This window comes from Staphylococcus sp. FSL K6-3157 (assembly GCF_038005145.1).
GTDB classification, from domain to species: domain Bacteria; phylum Bacillota; class Bacilli; order Staphylococcales; family Staphylococcaceae; genus Staphylococcus; species Staphylococcus equorum.
Genome location: NZ_JBBOSM010000001.1, coordinates 1,755,829 through 1,775,647 on the forward strand (window position 1 = coordinate 1,755,829; position 19,819 = coordinate 1,775,647).

At 34.3% G+C, this 19,819-nt stretch carries 17 protein-coding genes; all 17 read right to left on the reverse strand.

Features of this window, described 5'->3' with window-relative positions; genetic code table 11:
* Positions 1–49: 49 nt before the first annotated feature.
* Positions 50–3,223: a carbamoyl-phosphate synthase large subunit gene (carB, locus tag MHB47_RS08410; RefSeq protein WP_340756135.1), complete on the reverse strand. Its 3,174-nt coding sequence runs from the start codon at positions 3,221–3,223 to the stop codon at positions 50–52.
* Positions 3,216–4,316 carry a carbamoyl phosphate synthase small subunit gene (locus MHB47_RS08415; RefSeq protein WP_021338704.1) on the reverse strand — a complete coding sequence of 367 codons (1,101 nt, stop codon included), beginning with the start codon at positions 4,314–4,316 and terminating at the stop codon, positions 3,216–3,218. Before MHB47_RS08415 ends, carB begins: the two co-directional genes overlap by 8 nt.
* On the reverse strand, positions 4,316–5,590 hold the full coding sequence (locus MHB47_RS08420) for a dihydroorotase (protein WP_340756137.1): 1,275 nt from the start codon (positions 5,588–5,590) through the stop codon (positions 4,316–4,318). The genes MHB47_RS08415 and MHB47_RS08420 overlap by 1 nt, the downstream gene beginning before the upstream one ends.
* A complete protein-coding gene (locus MHB47_RS08425) occupies positions 5,568–6,488 on the reverse strand; it encodes an aspartate carbamoyltransferase catalytic subunit (protein WP_340756140.1) in 921 nt (306 codons plus the stop codon). Before MHB47_RS08425 ends, MHB47_RS08420 begins: the two co-directional genes overlap by 23 nt.
* Before the next feature lie 29 nt (positions 6,489–6,517).
* Positions 6,518–7,825: a uracil-xanthine permease family protein gene (locus MHB47_RS08430; protein ID WP_340756141.1), complete on the reverse strand. Its 1,308-nt coding sequence runs from the start codon at positions 7,823–7,825 to the stop codon at positions 6,518–6,520.
* A 279-nt stretch (positions 7,826–8,104) separates the two neighbouring features.
* A complete protein-coding gene (gene pyrR, locus MHB47_RS08435; protein ID WP_002507921.1) occupies positions 8,105–8,632 on the reverse strand; it encodes a bifunctional pyr operon transcriptional regulator/uracil phosphoribosyltransferase PyrR in 528 nt (175 codons plus the stop codon).
* A gap of 538 nt (positions 8,633–9,170) precedes the next feature.
* Entirely contained in the window at positions 9,171–10,088 is a 918-nt protein-coding gene (locus MHB47_RS08440; protein ID WP_340756144.1) for an RluA family pseudouridine synthase, read from the reverse strand.
* Positions 10,089–10,100: 12 nt separating this feature from the next.
* Positions 10,101–10,577, reverse strand: coding sequence for a signal peptidase II (lspA, locus tag MHB47_RS08445; protein WP_002507923.1), 477 nt, complete (start codon positions 10,575–10,577; stop codon positions 10,101–10,103).
* 557 nt (positions 10,578–11,134) lie between these two features.
* Positions 11,135–11,608: a CHAP domain-containing protein gene (locus MHB47_RS08450; RefSeq protein WP_340756146.1), complete on the reverse strand. Its 474-nt coding sequence runs from the start codon at positions 11,606–11,608 to the stop codon at positions 11,135–11,137.
* Between the two features lie 4 nt (positions 11,609–11,612).
* Positions 11,613–12,407: a VOC family protein gene (locus MHB47_RS08455; protein WP_340756148.1), complete on the reverse strand. Its 795-nt coding sequence runs from the start codon at positions 12,405–12,407 to the stop codon at positions 11,613–11,615.
* Between the two features lie 213 nt (positions 12,408–12,620).
* Positions 12,621–15,371, reverse strand: coding sequence for an isoleucine--tRNA ligase (gene ileS / locus MHB47_RS08460; protein WP_056935492.1), 2,751 nt, complete (start codon positions 15,369–15,371; stop codon positions 12,621–12,623).
* 256 nt (positions 15,372–15,627) lie between these two features.
* Entirely contained in the window at positions 15,628–16,245 is a 618-nt protein-coding gene (locus tag MHB47_RS08465; protein ID WP_021338697.1) for a DivIVA domain-containing protein, read from the reverse strand.
* Positions 16,246–16,402: 157 nt separating this feature from the next.
* A complete protein-coding gene (locus tag MHB47_RS08470) occupies positions 16,403–17,182 on the reverse strand; it encodes a YlmH family RNA-binding protein (protein ID WP_340756151.1) in 780 nt (259 codons plus the stop codon).
* Positions 17,183–17,288: 106 nt separating this feature from the next.
* The gene (locus MHB47_RS08475; protein ID WP_002507929.1) at positions 17,289–17,579 is read right to left on the reverse strand and encodes a YggT family protein; all 291 of its coding nucleotides are present in this window, start codon (positions 17,577–17,579) and stop codon (positions 17,289–17,291) included.
* A 12-nt stretch (positions 17,580–17,591) separates the two neighbouring features.
* Positions 17,592–18,188 (reverse strand): cell division protein SepF, encoded by a 597-nt coding sequence (locus MHB47_RS08480; protein WP_340756153.1) that lies wholly within the window; start codon positions 18,186–18,188, stop codon positions 17,592–17,594.
* Between the two features lie 5 nt (positions 18,189–18,193).
* On the reverse strand, positions 18,194–18,868 hold the full coding sequence (locus tag MHB47_RS08485) for a YggS family pyridoxal phosphate-dependent enzyme (RefSeq protein ID WP_340756155.1): 675 nt from the start codon (positions 18,866–18,868) through the stop codon (positions 18,194–18,196).
* 17 nt (positions 18,869–18,885) lie between these two features.
* Positions 18,886–19,674: a peptidoglycan editing factor PgeF gene (gene pgeF / locus MHB47_RS08490; RefSeq protein ID WP_340756158.1), complete on the reverse strand. Its 789-nt coding sequence runs from the start codon at positions 19,672–19,674 to the stop codon at positions 18,886–18,888.
* Positions 19,675–19,819: the final 145 nt, after the last annotated feature.

Genomic DNA, 19,819 nt, shown 5'->3' on the forward strand with positions numbered 1-19,819 from the left:
TTGCGCAATCACGCTATTATTTTATCTTAGTTCATAGCAAACTTAACTATTACATATTTTTCATGGTAAATGTCATGCTTTCAATCACTGACGTTAGTGCATCAGCTGTGTCTAATGAAGTGAGACAAGGCACGCCATTCTCAACTGATGTACGTCTGATTTGGAAGCCATCACGTTCGAATTCCTTACCTTTCGTCATCGTATTCACTACAATTTGTACTTCGCTTTGTTGAATACGCGTTAATAAATCATTTTCTTTACCAATTTTACCAACAATTTCTGTTGGGATATTATGCTCAGCTAATTTATTGGCAGTACCTTCTGTTGCTAAAATTTTATAGCCTACTTCATTTAAACGATGTGCGATACTGACTACTTCTTCTTTATCTTTATCACTCACTGTCATCAATACAGTACCATGATCTTTTACTTCCATACCGCTGGCTGTTAATCCTTTGAATAGGGCTTTTTCCATTGTTGTATCTTTACCCATAACTTCTCCTGTTGATTTCATTTCAGGTCCGAGCGTAATATCAACATTTTTCAACTTATTAAAGCTAAACACTGGCGCTTTGACAAAGACACCTTCAGTATATGGCTGAATACCTGCTTTATAACCTAAATCTACAAGTTTTTCACCCATAATCGCACGCATCGCTAGCTGAGCCATTTGGATGTCCGTAATTTTACTTAAAAATGGTACTGTACGGCTCGAACGTGGATTCACTTCTAAGACGAAGACACCATCACGAGCAATAACAAATTGGATATTAATTAATCCTTTAATATTTAATCCTTTAGCTAACCTAATCGTATAGTCCTCTAACGTAACCATTTCTTCTTGCGTTAATGTCTGTGGTGGATAGACTGCGATAGAGTCTCCTGAGTGGACACCAGCTCTTTCGATATGCTCCATAATACCAGGGATTATAACAGTTTCCCCATCAGATATCGCATCCACTTCAATTTCTTTACCTGTCAAATAACTATCTACTAGTACTGGATGATCAGGACTCGCTTTAACCGCTTGGTTCATGTAATCTTCTAGTTCGGCATCACTATTCACAATTTCCATCGCGCGTCCACCTAATACATATGAAGGCCTTACAACAACTGGATAACCTATATTTCTCGCATTTTCTAATGCTTCTTTTGGAGACGTCGCTGTTTTACCTTGAGGCTGAGGTACATCAATCGTGTGTAATAATGATTCAAATTCTTTACGGTCTTCAGCACGATTTAGATTTTCTAAAGATGTTCCTAAAATTTGAACGTCATGCTTAGCAAGTTTATCTGCTAAGTTGATTGCTGTTTGGCCACCAAATTGTACAACTACACCTTTAGGCTGCTCTAAATCAATAATATTCATAACGTCTTCTTCTGTTAATGGCTCAAAGTATAATTTATCAGAAATTGAAAAGTCTGTTGATACGGTTTCTGGATTGTTATTAATGATAATTGCTTCATAACCTGCACGTTGTATTGCCCACACCGCATGTACTGTTGCATAATCAAATTCTACGCCTTGTCCTATACGAATTGGTCCTGAACCGAGCACAAGAATTTTTTCTTTGTCTGTAACAATAGATTCGTTTTCATATTCATACGTACCATAATAATATGGCGTTGCTGATTCGAATTCTGCCGCACAAGTGTCTACCATTTTATAAACTGGCGTTATACCATTTTTTATTCTTAAATCATGAACTTCTTCTTCGGTCATATCAAAACGGTGTGCAATGACACGATCACTAAAGCCATAGTCTTTAGCAAATTTCAGGTATTCGATATCACCTTTATTGGCCTTCAAATCATGCTCAATGTTGATGATATGTTGGAATTTATTTAAGAAGAAGTAATCAATTTGTGTCATATCATGAATTTCTTCTAATGTTGTTCCACGACGTATCGCTTCACCTATAAAGAATAAACGTTCATCATCTTGATCATTGATACGTGCTTTAATGTAATCTAAATCATAAGAATCTCCGTTTGGTAAACCAAGGTGATGTACACCATACTCTAAGGAACGAATTGCTTTCAGTAATGACTCTTCGTAAGTTCTACCAATTGCCATAACCTCGCCAGTTGCTTTCATTTGAGTTCCTAAAACACGTTCACCTTTTTCAAATTTATCAAATGGGAAACGTGGAATTTTCGAAATAACATAATCTAAAGTTGGCTCAAATGCAGCATAAGATGTACCTGTAATTGGATTTAACATTTCGTCTAACGATAAGCCAACTGCGATTTTAGCTGCTAATTTAGCAATTGGATAACCTGTTGCTTTAGAGGCTAATGCCGACGAACGAGATACACGTGGATTTACTTCAATAATATAATAATCCATAGAGTGTGGATCTAAAGCTAACTGCACGTTACAGCCGCCTTCTATACCTAAAGCACGGATTACTTTTAATGACACGTCACGTAGCATCTGATATTCAATGTCTGACAATGTTTGACTCGGCGCCACAACAATCGAATCGCCTGTATGTATACCAACTGGGTCAATATTTTCCATGTTACACACAACGATAGCGTTATCGTTTTTGTCACGCATTACTTCATATTCAATTTCCTTGAAACCAGCAATTGATTTTTCAATTAAACATTGTGTTGCTGGACTATAATGTAATCCATTCGCTACAATTTCTTTGAATTCATCATCATTATGACAAATACCGCCGCCAGTACCTCCCATTGTAAATGCTGGTCTTACGATGAGTGGATAGCCAACTTTTTCTTTAAACATAAACGCTTGTTCTACAGTGTTTACAATATCGCTTTCAGGCACAGGCACCTCAAGTTCATTCATTAATGATCTAAATAATTCTCTGTCTTCTGCCTGTTGAATAGATTCTAATTTAGTGCCTAAAAGTTGTACATTGTTTGCTTCAAGTTCACCGCTATCATGTAATTGAATGGCCATGTTCAATCCTGTTTGTCCACCTAATGTAGGTAATAATGCGTCCGGCTGTTCTTTACGAATAATGCGAGCTATGAAATCATGTGTTAATGGTTCAATATATACTTTATCTGCAATTTCTTTGTCAGTCATAATTGTTGCTGGATTAGAGTTTACTAATATTACACGGTAGCCCTCTTCCTTTAATGCTAGACAAGCTTGTGTTCCTGCATAATCAAATTCTGCAGCTTGACCAATGATAATTGGTCCGGATCCAATAACTAAAATCGTTTCTATATCTGTACGTTTAGGCATTTGACATACGCTCCTTCGCTTTAAAATCATTCATCATATCGATAAACTCATCAAATAAGTAATTTGAATCAGATGGTCCTGGACATGCTTCAGGGTGATATTGAACTGAAAATGCTGGTAATGACTTATGTTTTAAACCTTCTACCGTTCCATCATTGATTGCAATATGTGTAATTTCTAAGTCACTATCAATTAATGAGTCTTTATCGATTGCGTAACCGTGGTTTTGACTCGTTATTGCAATTTTTCCTGTTTTGAGATCTTTTACAGGATGATTGGCGCCTCTATGACCAAATTTCATTTTGAATGATGTGGCACCTTGAGATAAGGCGAAAAGTTGATGTCCTAAACATATACCAAAGAACGGAACGTGTCCTAGTATACCTTTAATCATTTCAACTGCGATTTTTACTTCTTCAGGGTCTCCTGGTCCGTTAGAAAGCATTACCCCATCTGGAGTCATTCTCATAATTGCCTCAGCTGAAGTATCATATGGCACGACGGTTACATTACAACCACGCAAATTCAATTCTCTAACGATATTCTGTTTTTTACCAAAATCGACTAATACGACACTCAAATCATAACCAGTTGAAACGTAAGGTGTTTTCGTTGATACTTCTGTCACCTCATTTTTAGGTAATTCAGTCGTTTTTAACTGTTCTACTAATGATTCAATTTCAGCTTTATTATCAGTATAAGCTGCTTTTAACACGCCGAAATTTCTGATTTTTCTGGTAATACTACGCGTATCAACACCTGAAATACCTGGAATATCATATTCTACTAATACGTCATGTAATGTCTTTTGTTTTCTGAAATTGCTTGGATGATCACTTGCTTCTTTAACAACTACACCATTTAGGGTAGGTACAAGTGATTCAAAGTCATCTCGATTTATACCATAATTTCCGATAAGTGGATATGTAAATGTAATAATTTGACCCGTGTATGACGGGTCCGATATTGTTTCTTGATAACCCGTCATTGCAGTATTAAAAACAATTTCTCCTACTGTTAATTGGTCAGAACCAAGGGGATAGCCTTCGTAATATGAACCGTCTTCTAAAACTAGATAGCGTTTCTTCAACATTATTGTTCCTCCTTAAATTTAACTTCACCTTCAACCATTGTTAATACTGGCGTACCATATACTTTATAACCTATAAATGGCGTATTACTTCCTTTAGATGCAAAATCCTCTGCTTTTATTTCACTTTCCTCATCTAGGTTAATAATTGTTAAATCTGCTAATCCGCCTTCTTCTAATGTACCATAAGGTAACTCGAAAGTCTGAGCTGGTTTAATCGTTAAATAATCTACTAACTGTTGTAACGACCAATCACCATTTTTTACAAAATGCGTATACAATAATGGGAAAGCTGTTTCGCTTCCAACAATACCAAATGGCGCTTTTGTCATAGGCTGTGCTTTTTCTTCTGTAGCGTGTGGCGCATGGTCTGTTGCAATACAGTCTATCGTACTATCTAATAGGCCTTCAATCAGTGCTTCTCTATCTTCTTTGCTTCTTAATGGAGGATTCATTTTATAAATCGCATCATCACCTGGAACATCATCTTCAGTTAATAATAAATGATGTGGTGTAACTTCTGCTGTCACATGTATCCCTGCTTTTTTAGCATCACGAATTGCTCTGACACTCTCTTTCGTAGATACATGACATACATGATAATGTGCGCCAGCCGCTTCTGCTAATAGCACATCACGTGCAATTTGTACTGCTTCACAAATATTTGGAATACCAGGAATGCCTAAAGCTTTACTGCGTTGTCCTTCATGCATAGCGCCACCATAAATTAAACTGTTATCTTCACAGTGTGCTACGACTGCTTTATTCACTTTTGCTGCTGCTTGCATCGCCTCATACATCATATTAGCTTGTTGAACACCTACACCATCATCTGTAAATGCAAATGCACCGTTGTTAGCAAGTGTTTCAAAATCGACATGTTCTTTACCAGCTTGTCTCACTGTAATAGCTGCGTAAGGTAATACTCTTACTTCAGCATTATCTTCTATTAATTGATTTAAATGATTTAGATTTTCTTTTGAATCAGGCACTGGACGCGTATTTGGCATTGGACAGACGGTTGTAAATCCACCTCTAGCAGCTGCTTTCGTACCCGTTGCTATTGTTTCTTTATGCTCCCCACCTGGTTCACGTAAGTGCACATGCACATCTACTAAACCTGGAGAAACAAACTGTCCTTTAACATCAATTATCTCAGTATTTGTATCTACCTCGATTTGCGTAGCTATTTGTTTAATATGTTGTCCTTCAACTAAGATAGACACCGTTTCAAATTCACCGTTTTTTAAGATTTTAGCATTCGTTAATAATTTCATTTGTTTCTGCCCCTTTCGATTGTAAAATATAATCTATAACTGCCATGCGTAAGTACATGCCATTTTCCATTTGTTTGAAAATACGTGATTTTGATGCTTCTACAAGTGAATGTTCTATTTCCACACCTCTATTTACTGGTGCTGGATGCATCACGATTGCTTGTGATTTTAGCCTATTATATCTCGCTTGTGTTAACCCGTATTGATTATGATAGTTACTTACTTCAAATTGTGTTGTGTTCTCGTCTGTATGTCTTTCATGTTGTACTCTTAATAACATTACTATATCTACCTCATCTATTACAGTATCAATATCTTTATACGGAGCATCTAAGGAATCATCTTTCCAAGCATCTGGGCTAGAAAACATTACGTTAGCACCCAGTGCTGTTAAACTTTGAAAATTACTTCGAGCGACACGAGAGTTTTTAATATCACCACAAATCAAAATATTTAAGCCCTCAAAAGTTTGATATTCTTCATAGATTGTCATGATGTCTAGTAAGCTTTGTGTCGGGTGTTGCCCACTGCCATCTCCTGCATTAATAATTGGTACGTTAAGCGATTTTAATTCATCATAATAAGTTGTTTGTGAATGTCTTATTACCAGAACATCTGCACCTACTTGTTCTAAAGTTTTACACGTGTCATATAATGTTTCCCCTTTTTGAACAGAAGATGTATTTGTTTCAAAATCAATTAATTTCAGTCCTAATTTTTGTTCTGCTACTAAGAAACTACTTTTCGTACGTGTTGAGTTTTCAAAAAATAAATTTGCTACAAATTTATCTTCATAACGTCGAGGTTCTAGTTCACCTTTTTTTATTGCACTCGCACGTTTGACTAATTCATATATTTCATTTGTAGTTAGATGTTCCATCGACAATAAGTTATCCAATTTTTTAGCCTCCTCATAATGATCAATTCTTATTTATTCGCTGGTGTTTCCTTGGGTAAGATAAGATTGAGTATAATGCCTGCTAAAGCTGCTAATGCCATGCCTTCTATTTGCATATTGATACCGATGCCATTTAAGTTAAAGACGAGATTACCAATACCAATTACAAGGATGACTGATGCAATAACAAGGTTACGGTTACTTGCAAAATCAACTTCACTTTCGACTAGCATTCTTAGACCACTTGCTGCGATAATACCGAAAAGTAGTATAGATACACCACCCATTACTGGTGTGGGTATAGATGAGACGAGTGCTGTAAATTTACCAACAAATCCTAAAATAATAGCGATAACTGCTGCGCCACCGATGACGTATACACTATAAATTTTTGTGATGGCTAAAACACCAATATTTTCACCATAAGTTGTGCTCGGTGGCCCGCCAATCAAACTTGCAAACATGGTAGAAACACCGTCACCAATAATCGAACGATCTAAACCTGGATCTTTAAAAAAGTTACGTCCTACAATTTTGTTAATGACCATTTGGTGACCAATGTGTTCACTTACAGTCACAAAGACAATAGGTATCAGGACAATGATTAGTCCCATTTGAATGGATGGCGTGTAGTCTTTAAATGGCAAGTACACGTCTGGAAATTGTAACCATTTTGCTTTCGCTATTGGAGCAAAATTGACAAGTCCCATAAATGCTGAAAGGATGTAACCTGTGACGATACCAATTAATACAGGTATCAAGGATAAGAATCCTTTGAAGTACCCTTGCACTACGATTGTTACTATCAACGTGGTCATTGCTACTGCTAAATAACTCAGATTATAGCCTTGCATCTCTGAGGAATTCTCAAACATTGCCATATTAACTGCTGTAGGTGCCAAACTTAATCCTATAACCATAATGACTGGTCCTACAACAACCGGCGGCAATAAATGCATCAGCCATGCTGTTCCAGTTAATCTAATTGCTAAACCGATGAGTACATACATTACACCGCTCATGAATAACGCCATCAACATGTCACCTAAGCTATGTGAATTAAGTCCTGTAATAATGGGTGTAATAAATGCAAAGCTCGACCCTAAGTATGCTGGTATCTTCGCTTTAGTAATTAGTATGTATAACAATGTCCCAACACCAGAAGCTAATAACGCTGAAGATATAGGTAATCCTGTTAAAAATGGTACGAGTACAGTTGAGCCAAACATCGCAAATAAATGTTGTGTACTTAGAAATGCCCATTGTCCTAATTTAGGTCTATCTTGCACATCTAATACTGGCTTAACTGTCCGTTCAAACATTGTTTCATTTTCCATATTTTATGCTTCCTCTCATAAAAAAATCTCTTTACATTAAATTCATGTAAAGAGACTAAAAAGTATATATCTTGATTATTGCTAAGTTGAATTATAGCCATTACAATTTAATGACTATAAATAACTCGCAATAAAACAAAGTATATGTGAAGAGGAATGTTATCATCATCGTACGTTTGACAACTATAAATGAATTGCTTACGTATCTAATGGTTAGACCGTAGCTGAAAATTTAAATCCTCTTCCCTTTTTCAGTCTCTCGTACTGAATTAAAAGGTGCTATTCAATTACTACTGCATTTCTATCATCAATTTCTTCAAGAAACACTGCCACAGCTTCTTCCCTTGCTGTTGGTATGTTTTTACCAACAAAGTCTGCACGTATCGGTAATTCTCGATGTCCTCGATCTACTAGTGTAGCTAAACCTATTTTCTTAGGTCTAGCGTACTGTAACACTGCGTCTAAAGAAGCCCTGACTGTTCGTCCTGTATATAAAACATCATCAATGATAATTACGACTTGATTTGTAATATTAACATCAATTTCATATGCGCTTTCTTCAGCTTCGTTTATTGTCTGTTCTAAATCATCTCTAAATTGAGTGATATCAATTGTTCCAGTTGGCACAAGCTTCTCTTCTATGCGCTCAATTTTTTGTTGAATACGTCGTGCTAAAAATGCACCGCGCGTTTTAATACCTAACAATATTAAATTATCAGTACCTTTGTTATATTCTAAAATTTCATGTGCAATACGTGTCACCGTTCTTTGAATCGCTGCTTCATCCATAATAACTCGTTCTGACATTTTAGGCACCTTCCTTAATTTGATAAATATTTATCTTATTTAATATAAAGAAAACCTCATGTCTTTTTAGACATGAGGTTTAGTTATAAAGTATCATAAACAAACAAGAGATTTATCTTCACTTAACTTAGATGCTTTCTCTTCACAGGGAGTTAACCGCTATGTTTCCCATTGCGCGATAAACTTCAGCTACAACAGTGTTCATTTGTCTTCACAAACATACAATATGTTTATGTACCTTATATTAAATCCATGTCTTCGAAGCCTCTCTGGACTTTCATTTAAAGACGATATGGCGCTCTATTAAACTGTCACTATATTACCATGAATATAATTCACTTGCAAGCGGTCAAATAAAATTCAAAATAATCATTTGACGCTATTTCACGTCACTCATATGATAGATTGGAAGCGGGACATGTATTTTGTCCCAACCTCATAAAAAGCTACTAGGTTCTAATATAGAATTCTAGTAGCTCGTTCTTATTTATTAAATTTAAGCCTTCAAAACTTTATATTTCAAATTTACTTTTATTAGTTAGCTGTCACTTTTACGAATATCTGCTAATAATTGTTCAAAATCCTCAGGAAGTGGTGTAGACTTTTCAATATATTCTTGCGTCACTGGGTGTTCAAAACCAATGATACCGGCATGTAGCGCTTGCCCGCCAATATTCAAGGTTTTCTTCGGTCCATATTTCGGATCGCCTACAAGCGGGAATCCAATATACTTCATATGTACACGTATTTGGTGTGTACGCCCTGTTTCTAATTCACATTCTACTAAAGTATAATTATTAAAATGCTCTAATACATTAAAATGTGTAACTGCTTCTTTACCATCATCAACAACGGCCATTGATTGACGATCATTTTTATTTCTACCAATTGGTGCCTCTATCGTACCGTAATCATGCGGTATATTGCCATGAACAAGCGCTACGTATTTACGTGTCACAGTTTTCTTAACTAATTGATCCACTAAACTACGATGTGCAATATCATTTTTGGCTACCATTAATAGACCAGATGTATCTTTATCAATACGATGTACAATACCTGGACGTACTTCACCATTAATGCCAGATAAATTTTTCATTTGATACATTAAACCATTTACAAGTGTCCCTGTTGAATGCCCAGCTGAAGGATGCACCACAATACCTTTAGGTTTATAAACGATTGCTACATCATCGTCTTCATAATATATATCTAAGTTTAAATTTTCTGGATTGATGTCTGCTTCTACAATTTCTTTTTCAGTTACTACAATATGGTCGTTTAACTTCGTCTTATAATTTGGTTTAATTAGCTTATCATTTACTTTTACAAGTGATAATTTTATCCAATCTTGAATCTGTGTACGTGACCAATCTGAATTGAATTCAGGTAATACTTTGTCGATACGCTGGCCTGCGTCATCTTTATTTTCTATCTTATACTCATGTATTGTCATGCAAAATCTCTCCTATTCTTCGTTCTTCATATCTGTTAACAAAGCGATAATAATTAACAAAACGCCTATCGTCAAACTAGAGTCAGCTACATTAAATATTGGAAAGTTATAACCAAATATATATGTGTCAATAAAGTCAACAACTTCACCGTGTAACACGCGATCAATAAAGTTACCTAAAGCACCTGCAAATAATAAACTAATAGCGATTTGCATTAACAAACTGTGTTTTGCTTCTTTAATATAAAATACAATGAGCACTACGAGTATAATAACTGTAATAATATAGAAAAAGCCCATTTTCCCGCTCATAATACCCCAAGCGGCACCATCATTTCTGTGAGAAGTTATATTTAAAAAGTTGGGAATGACTTCAAATGTTTCTCCAACCTTCATTGAACTAGCAACAATAAATTTTGTGATTTGATCTAATATTAATATAACGATTGTTATGAATAAAGAAATACCAATATAGTACGGACGTTTCATGTCTGTACCTCCTATTCTAATCTCAGTCGCTTTTACAACATCTTTCATTATATCCTAATCAAACTTATAAAAAAAGTTACAGTTTGAATATCTGATAAAAAAGTTACATTATTAATACTAAATCACTAATAATATTCACATATACAATAAGCCAATTTAAAAAATCATCTACAGTTAACAATAAAATGGCGCACCATGTTGCCTATTTTTAATAGTTAATGTAGATGAAATATTTTATGTTCAAGTAGTGACAATATTGTATTGAAACGTCGACACCTAGTCGAATAGTTCAACATGAGTTGAATACTAAAGGCTGTGGCCGCGGAAAGCATGCAAAAGAACTGCCACAAAATAAAAAACTATATGAATATATATTAAATAAATCTTCCTATTAAAAACATAGATATGAATTATTGAAAACATATTTCATATTATTTTAATATTAAATCAAGGTAACGACTTGTGCTGACTCCTGCGGGAAATGCACGAGCCGAAGACTACAGGCTGAGGCTGAGCCCGCGGAAAGCATGCACAAGTACTAACTGTAAATACTATTTTTAAACACTAGCGTTTTTCTTTGGATGGATATATTTATAATCTTTAACTTCGTCTTTCGTTATAATTCGGTTTGATATTTCAAAAGGCTTGTTATAATTCATTTCACTAACTTCTAATGAACCATTGTCATTTCGTTGTTCAATATAAGCTACATGACCATACTCACCTTTAGTAGTCTGTAAAATACTCCCTACCTTGGGTGATTGATTGACTTTATAGTCACTTTTTTGTGCATACGATGCCCAATACTTTGCGTCGTTCCATTTCTTCCCTATTTTCATTCCATCTTCTCTTACTTTTTCAAAGACGTAGTGCGTGCATTGTCCTTTAGTATACGTATTATATTTCATTGGATCTAATGACCAGAAATGATTTGTTGGCTCAGTCATATCCTGGTTATCTAATCCTTCATATGCAGCAGCAACAGTAATAATAGCACTTATCGCAAACATCGTACCAAGTCTTTTTTTCATTTAATCACACGACCTTATTATAATTAAATCGAAATTGTATACCATCTGGCCCTGTTAATAATTTGTGCGTAGTCTCAGGGTAATGAAAATCAATAATTGCTAAACCATATGTTCTATTATTTTCAATTCGTTTAATACTAGATAACCAATTATTAACCACTAAATGTTGATGATAACCATTAGAGGATAAGTAAAATGAGCCATCTGTTTCTAATGATGATGTTTCAAGTCCGAAATAATTATTATAGTACTGCTTTACTTTGCTTAAATCAATTGATTTTAAATTTAAATAACCAATAACACTTTCATCAGGTATACCTTGCCATTTTTCATTTGAAGTATACGCTAATAGATTAGGCACGTTAATCGGTTGCGTTTCAAGCACTACTTTTTCATCTTCAAATAACCAGTCTTCAATTGGATTATCAACATAAAATTCTAAACCATTACCTTCAGGGTCTTCTAAGTATAATGAGGTTGTCACATCATGCTCCCCACCGTGTACTGGAATACCAGACTCATTTATTTGTACGAGCAAATCTGCAAGGTCTGTCTTAGCAGGTAACTTGATTGCCAAATGAAATAATCCTGCTTCTGAACGTAACGGCTCTCTGCCCTGTATAACCTGGTTAAAAGTCATAAAATGATTTAAATTACCAATCTCATATTGGATTGTTGAATAAGATTCATTTACCACATTCATACCTATGATGTTTTCATAAAATTGTTTCATTTCATCTTTATCTCTAACATTTAATGTAATGCCATTTACAAAATGCGCGCTTTGACTATGGAACATGTATAACACCTTTCTAAAACTCTAATAAATTCAGTATACTTGAAATCCATTTTTATACATTAAAAAAGCTCATTCAATAGTATTATTTTTATCCATTTCTTCATAATTATCTTAATAGTTCAAACATGAAAAAGGCTATATGCTTTGCGCGAGGCAAAACATATAACCTAATTTAATTATTTCATTTTTATTTCTAATTAATCACACTACGTTTTATACGAGTGTTTTAACGACTTCTTGGCAACGTGGACATAAGTCTTCAAGTTCGCCAACTGAGCCTAGTTCTTCACTATAATTCCAACAACGTTGACATTTTTCACCATGCGCGTGTTCAATACGGATATCACCATATTGATAAGCCACACCATTTTCAACTGATTCCACTACTTCTGCTTGAGAAGTAATAAATAACTGCTGTAAATCAGAGAATTGTTGTAAAAATGATGTTGCATCAAAGTTGTCATTGCTACCGATTACAACTTTTGCTTCTAATGATTTACCAATTACTTTTTCACCACGTGCTACTTCTAATGCACGGTTAACATCATCACGTAAATCCATAAATGTATTCCATCTATCTAAAAATTCACGGTCTACTTCAGCGCGTTCTGGCATACGAGTTAAGTGAATACTTTCTTCTTCAACATGCGGAATATGAGACCAAACTTCTTCAGCAGTATGCACTAAGATTGGTGCTAATAGTTTTGTCATATCCACTACAATTTGGTATAACACTGTTTGCATACTACGACGTTTATGAGAATCACGTTCTTCAATATATAAAATATCTTTACCATAATCTAAATAGAAATTACTTAATTCTACGTTAATAAAGTTTTGAACTTCTTGATAGATATCTAAGTAATCATAGTTATCATAATGATCTAAAGTATTTGCTGTAAATTCACGTAGTCTATTTAATAAATATTTATCTACTTCTAATAAATCTGCTTCAGCTAATGCATCAGTAGCAGGATTATAATCACTCACGTTACCTAACATAAATCTTAATGTATTTCTGATTTTACGATACACATCAGAAGTTTGTTTTAAGATTTCATCTGAGATACGAACGTCAGCTAAGTAATCAACACTACTTACCCAAAGTCGTGCAATATCTGCACCTTTTTGTTTAACAATTTGATCTGGCACAATAACGTTACCTAATGATTTACTCATTTTTTTACCTGAGCCGTCCATAACAAAGCCGTGAGATAAGAGCATTTTATATGGTGATTTACCTCTTGTCGCAACAGAAGTTGTAATTGATGAGTTAAACCAACCACGGTATTGGTCACTACCTTCAATGTATAAATCTGCTGGATAAGATAATTCAGGACGTCCTTCTAAAACACCTCTGTGAGATGAACCAGAATCAAACCAAACATCCATAATATCTGTTTCTTTAGTAAATTCACCGTTTGGACTACTTGGATGTGTAAACCCTTCTGGTAGTAAGTCTTTTGCATCACGTTCAAACCAAACATTAGAACCAAACTCTTCAAATAAATCTGCAACATGATTAACAGTTTCGTTTGTCATGATGATGTCACCGTTTTCAGCATAAAATACTGGTAGAGGAACACCCCAGACACGTTGACGTGAAATAACCCATTCACCACGGTCACGGATCATATTGAAGATACGTGTTTTACCCCAATCTACTTTAAAATCAGTTACTTCAATTGCATCTAAGATATCTTGACGAACTTTATCAATAGATGCAAACCATTGTGGCGTTGCTCTAAAGATAACAGGTTTTTTCGTACGCCAATCATGAGGATAACTATGTGTGATAAACTCTAAATTTAATAAAGCATCTTTTTCTTTTAACACATCCGTAATTGCTTTATTGGCTTTGTCATAGAACATACCTTCAAATTGACCAGCTTCTTCTGTAAAGACACCTTTATCATCAACTGGGCTAATTACTGGTAATTTGTACTTCTGACCAACGATATAGTCATCTTCACCATGACCAGGTGCTGTATGCACACAACCTGTACCAGCATCAGTAGTAACATGTAAGCCATTGATAACCAATGAAACTCGGTCAACAAATGGATGTTGTGTTTCCACATACTCTAATTCGCTACCTTTAAATTCTTTTTCTAATTCAAGCGTATTTTCATCCCAGCCTAATGCTTCAACAACATCACTCGCTAAGTCTTTACCGATAATGTATTTTTTACCGTTCACATTATATTGACCATAAGTTAAATCAGGATGTACTGTAATCGCCACGTTAGAAGGTAATGTCCATGGTGTTGTTGTCCAAATGATGAATTTCGCATCTGAATCTACAACGCCTTTACCATCTTTAACATCAAACGCTACATAGATAGAAGCTGAACGTTTATCTTGATATTCAATTTCTGCTTCTGCAAGTGAAGATTCACTTGATGGTGACCAATATACAGGTTTTTTCCCTTTGTAAATTAATCCTTTATCTGCCATTTCGCCAAATAAACGAATTTGTGCTGCTTCATATTCTGGTTTTAACGTGATATATGGATTGTCAAAATCACCTTTAACACCTAAACGTTTAAAATCTTTTTTCTGATTTTCAATTTGTTCTAAAGCAAAAGCTTCACATTTTTTTCTGAATTCAGCAATAGATAATTCTTTACGTTTAACACCTTTTTTAGTTAGTGCTTGTTCAATAGGTAAACCGTGCGTATCCCAACCTGGGACGTAAGGTGCATAAAACCCACGCATTGATTTATATCTAATCATCATGTCTTTTAAGATTTTATTCAGTGCATGTCCCATATGCAAATTACCATTAGCGTATGGTGGGCCATCATGCAAAATGTATGATGGATTCCCTTCATTTTTATCTAACACTTTTTGATAAATGTTTTGTGCTTCCCATTCTTCTTGGATCTTAGGTTCTTTATTTGGTAACCCTCCGCGCATTGGGAAATCTGTCTTTGGCATTAATAACGTTTCTTTATAATCCATTTTATACACTCCTTGTTCCAATTTTCATAATAAATTCAATTCATCCGTACAATAAAAAGAACCCTAAGTTCAATTAACAGGGACGATTAATACCGCGTTACCACCCTGATTAACTCAACTTAGAGTTCTCTCATTGTTCATATATTTTTTTGAAATTACAGTGATATAAACATCTTACATATGAAAGGCTCTCACTGTCCCTAACTCGCTTTGATATGCAAAGAGATGTTTACGCGTCTGTTATTTATATTAATTACTATTTTTTATCTGTTTCAGTATTTGTAGCCTGAGCGTCTGCTTCTGCAGTACTATCTGCCTCTGCTTTCGCTTTCATCGCTTTTTCTTCTTCAGTCAAATCATTTTCATGTAAATGATTAATATTTTCTTGAGTTACTTGTTCAGAATCAAGATCATAATTTAATAAATAATCCCAATCTTCACTTTTTAGTAAATCAAGTTGAGCCTCAACTAACATGCGAAAACGTGATCTAAATATTTTTGATTGTCGTTTCATGTCTTCAGTTTGGAATGAGAGACGACGTGCTTTTTCAACCGCATCATTAACAATTTTATTAGCCTCACTTTGTGCTTTAGAAACTGTTGCTTCAGCATCTTTAGTTGCAGCTAATTTCGTTTCTTCCCCAGCTTGTTTCGCATGAATTAAAGCATCACTTACAGATTGATGAACATCTTTATATGACTGTATATTTGTATCTTTATCTTCAATGACTTTCTCTAATTGCTTTTTATCTTCTTTTAAACGTTCAATTTCGTTACTTAGTTGTTCTAAATAGCTTTCAACCTCAGTTGGTTCAAAACCAGTTTTTACGCGTGTAAAGTCTTTGTTTTTTATTTCATTTGGTGTAAAAGGCATGCGTTATCCTCCTTCTATAATACACTATTTTAGCACTGCTTTAAATATCTGAAATAGTGATTTATGTCTATATTTTCTATTTTTTTATAATCATTTGTATGCATTCTTATTGATAAAAATCTAATTTAACTTGTTTATACGTTATATAAGTATAACATTATTTGAATAAAGTTTTGTACGAAATTCTTACTTTATCTTTTTTTGTTTTACCACCAATATCAGTAATCATTGCTCTACCATAACCTTGGATTGACAATAAGTCACCACTATCAAGTTGAAAATCTGTAGCGTCGATCATTGTATGATTGACCTTGACACGCTTTTTATCAATTAATTGTTTAGCAATTGTACGGGATTTGCGAATCATTTCTTTTAAGATGGCATCTAAACGCAAACCACTCACAGTAGTTTCATATGTTTGCCAATGCTCTTTTGATTGTATCATATCTTTTATAGGAATAGAATTAAGTTTAACTGTAGCACCCTTAATCCTATTTAGTTCTAACATAATATAAGATTCCAATTGTTTTGTCAAAGTAAATTGAATTGAATCATCTACAATAATATCTCCTAATTGCTCTCTTTCTATCCCTAAAGACATAATTGTTCCTAATATATGTTGATGTTGCAGCGTTACAAACTTTTGAGGATAGTCTATTTCAACCAATACAATTTCAAACAGTTCTTCTTCTGGCACAAGATAATCAGGTGCAACAATAGCCCTTTTGCGTTCTGCATATGGCCCACCAAAGAATGTGACTTCTAAATCATCGTAACTACCTACTATAACACTCATAATATATTGTCCACGTGGGTCTAGAAAAGGTGTTAATATGGGCGCATACTGCTCATTCGCACGGTTACACTTATCCATAAGTTGATCTATTAATTCATGTTCTTCTTTTCTAAAATGCTGGTAAATATCGATGTTAATCACTCCACATACAAGAGAAAGCACCTCGCGTCATACAACGTTAGGTGCTTCTCATTTATTTTATACATTAGTTATAAGTAAACTTCAATTCTATTCAACGTAAATTTATTTAAGCTAAATTACTCAAAATCAGATTAAAAATACTTGCTAAACCTTGTCGGAATAAAACAAGTACAATTATTGCTACAATTGATGATATATCGATCATACCAATTGGAGGAATAATTTTACGGAACTGTTCTAAAAATGGTTCATAAATTTTAGCTAAAAATTGACCAAATTTATTTTCTCGTGCATTAGGTATCCATGACATAAAGAAATAAACAATCATTCCGTAATAATAAATTTGAACCAAGAATAAAATAAAACTAAATATACTTCCTAATAAACCTATATCCATTTATTATTACCTCTATTCACCTTGGTATTCCATATTTTCTATGTGATCTGTAATACTACCAGCGACTTCAATATTATCTGGAGTACATAAGAATATATCTGACCCTACGCGTTGAATGTCTCCACCGATTGCATAAACTGTACCGCTTAAAAAGTCGATAATACGTTTAGCAGAAACTTTATCAATACGCTGTAAATTAACTAAAGTTGCGCGACGATTTTTAAGTTCGTCTGCGATATCTTGAGTATCTGAAAAAACACGTGGTTCAAATAAACACATTTTAGAACTTTCTTCTGTAAAACCGAATTGATCATGTTCTTGATTATTCATATTCACAACGTTCCTTGCATTATTTTTTGATGAAGTGTTATTCATTTGATACTTCCTTTCACCTGAGGATTGCTGTAATCTTGATGACTGCTTTTTGGGAACGGATTGTATGGATCTTTGTCGCTCTGTATTTTCATTATTTTTATATTCATTGAAATTCGTTTGAGACTGCGCTTGTTGCTTGTTTTGTTGTCTACCTTGTTCTTCTTCTGGTGCTTCTAATTCGTCATCTTCTTCTTCAACCACGAAAAATCCACTAAATAAATCTTTTAAAGCCACGGGGCTCACTCCTCTTTTCCTACAAGTTTAGTCCCAATTCTCACAAATGACGCACCTTCTTCAGCAGCTAAGTGGAAATCATTACTCATTCCCATCGATAACTCAGTACATGGTGCATAATTTAAATTGAGCGCTTTAATCTCATCTCTTTTATTCTTTAATGATTGAAATAAGCTTTTTATATATGACTCGTCATCAGTTAATGGAGCCATAGTCATAAGACCAACTACTTCTATATTCTCATATTGTTCCAATGTTTCAATAAAAGTATTCACATCTTCCAACGCAACACCTTGTTTAGATTCTTCACCTGAAACATTTACTTGAACAAAACACTTTATCTTGTGTTCTGCCCTTTTGTTAATTTCTTTTGCTAATTTAAGACGATCTAATGCATGAAAGTAATCAATTTCATTAATCACTTCTTTTACCTTTCTAGTCTGCAATGAACCAATAAAGTGCATTACTATGTCGTCAGGTAAAGCTTCTTTTTTTAGTTGAAATCCTTCTAAACGATTCTCACCAAAATGTCTAATCCCCGCATTATAAGCATCATTAGCTCGGTCTATTGTAACATACTTTGTCACTGCAATCACGTTTGGCAACGTTGAAATATTACCCTTTTCGCAGTGTGTTTTTAATTGTTTTTCAATTTGTTCTAAATTATATTGTACGTTCAAATCTCTACACCTCTTCATTATTGACCGATAAATGCTAACATGCGGCCAGTATTCCCTTTCTCTACTCTATATGAGAAAAATAAGGATAAATCGTCAGATGTCGCATAGTTAGTAATATAAATATTGTCTTTAGGAACACCTGCATTTTCAATTAATAAAGCATTCGCGCGTTTTAAATCAATGCCATGTCTGTCATTGTCTCTTGTCTCAATATATTCATTCATGTCTATCGGTAATGATTCAAATTTTGATTTAATATCATCATTAATTTCATAAGTTGTAGATGTTGCAGGTCCAATTACGATATTCAAATCATTTAAATTAAAATTGATATGGCGAATGACTTCATTCACAATTTGACCGACAGTTCCTCTCCAACCAGCATGTGCTAAACCGATGTAATGATGTTTTTCACTATAAAAATATATAGGTACACAGTCCGCGTAACACATTGTAAGCAGAATATCAGATTCATACGTATATAATGCATCTACACCATGTAGAGCATCCGTTAAAATATCAATATTCGTGCCTTTATCTTTAGCTGTCACCTCTACAACTTTATTTTCATGCGTTTGTATAGGAAATACCCATTGTGCTCTCGGGTATTGAATTACAGCTGCAAGCTCTTCTTGGTGTTGTGTAACGTGTTGTGGATTATCATTAATATATCTAGCCATGTTAAAAGCTGATTTAGGATAGGGACTCAAACCTTCTTCTCTTGTTGTTATACCCAATTTTACATTGTTTAAATGGCTATCCTCATATTTCAATATATGATTATCTTTAATAAATTTATCATGCATACTATGACCCTCCATTAATTAAAACTGTAATTCCTCGCTATGACTTCATATAGGAGACCCGCGACAATAATTTATTCTAAAATTTTAGACAGATATATGATTAAATTATATTCACAAACAGCAATAAAATTCAAAAAAGTCATCA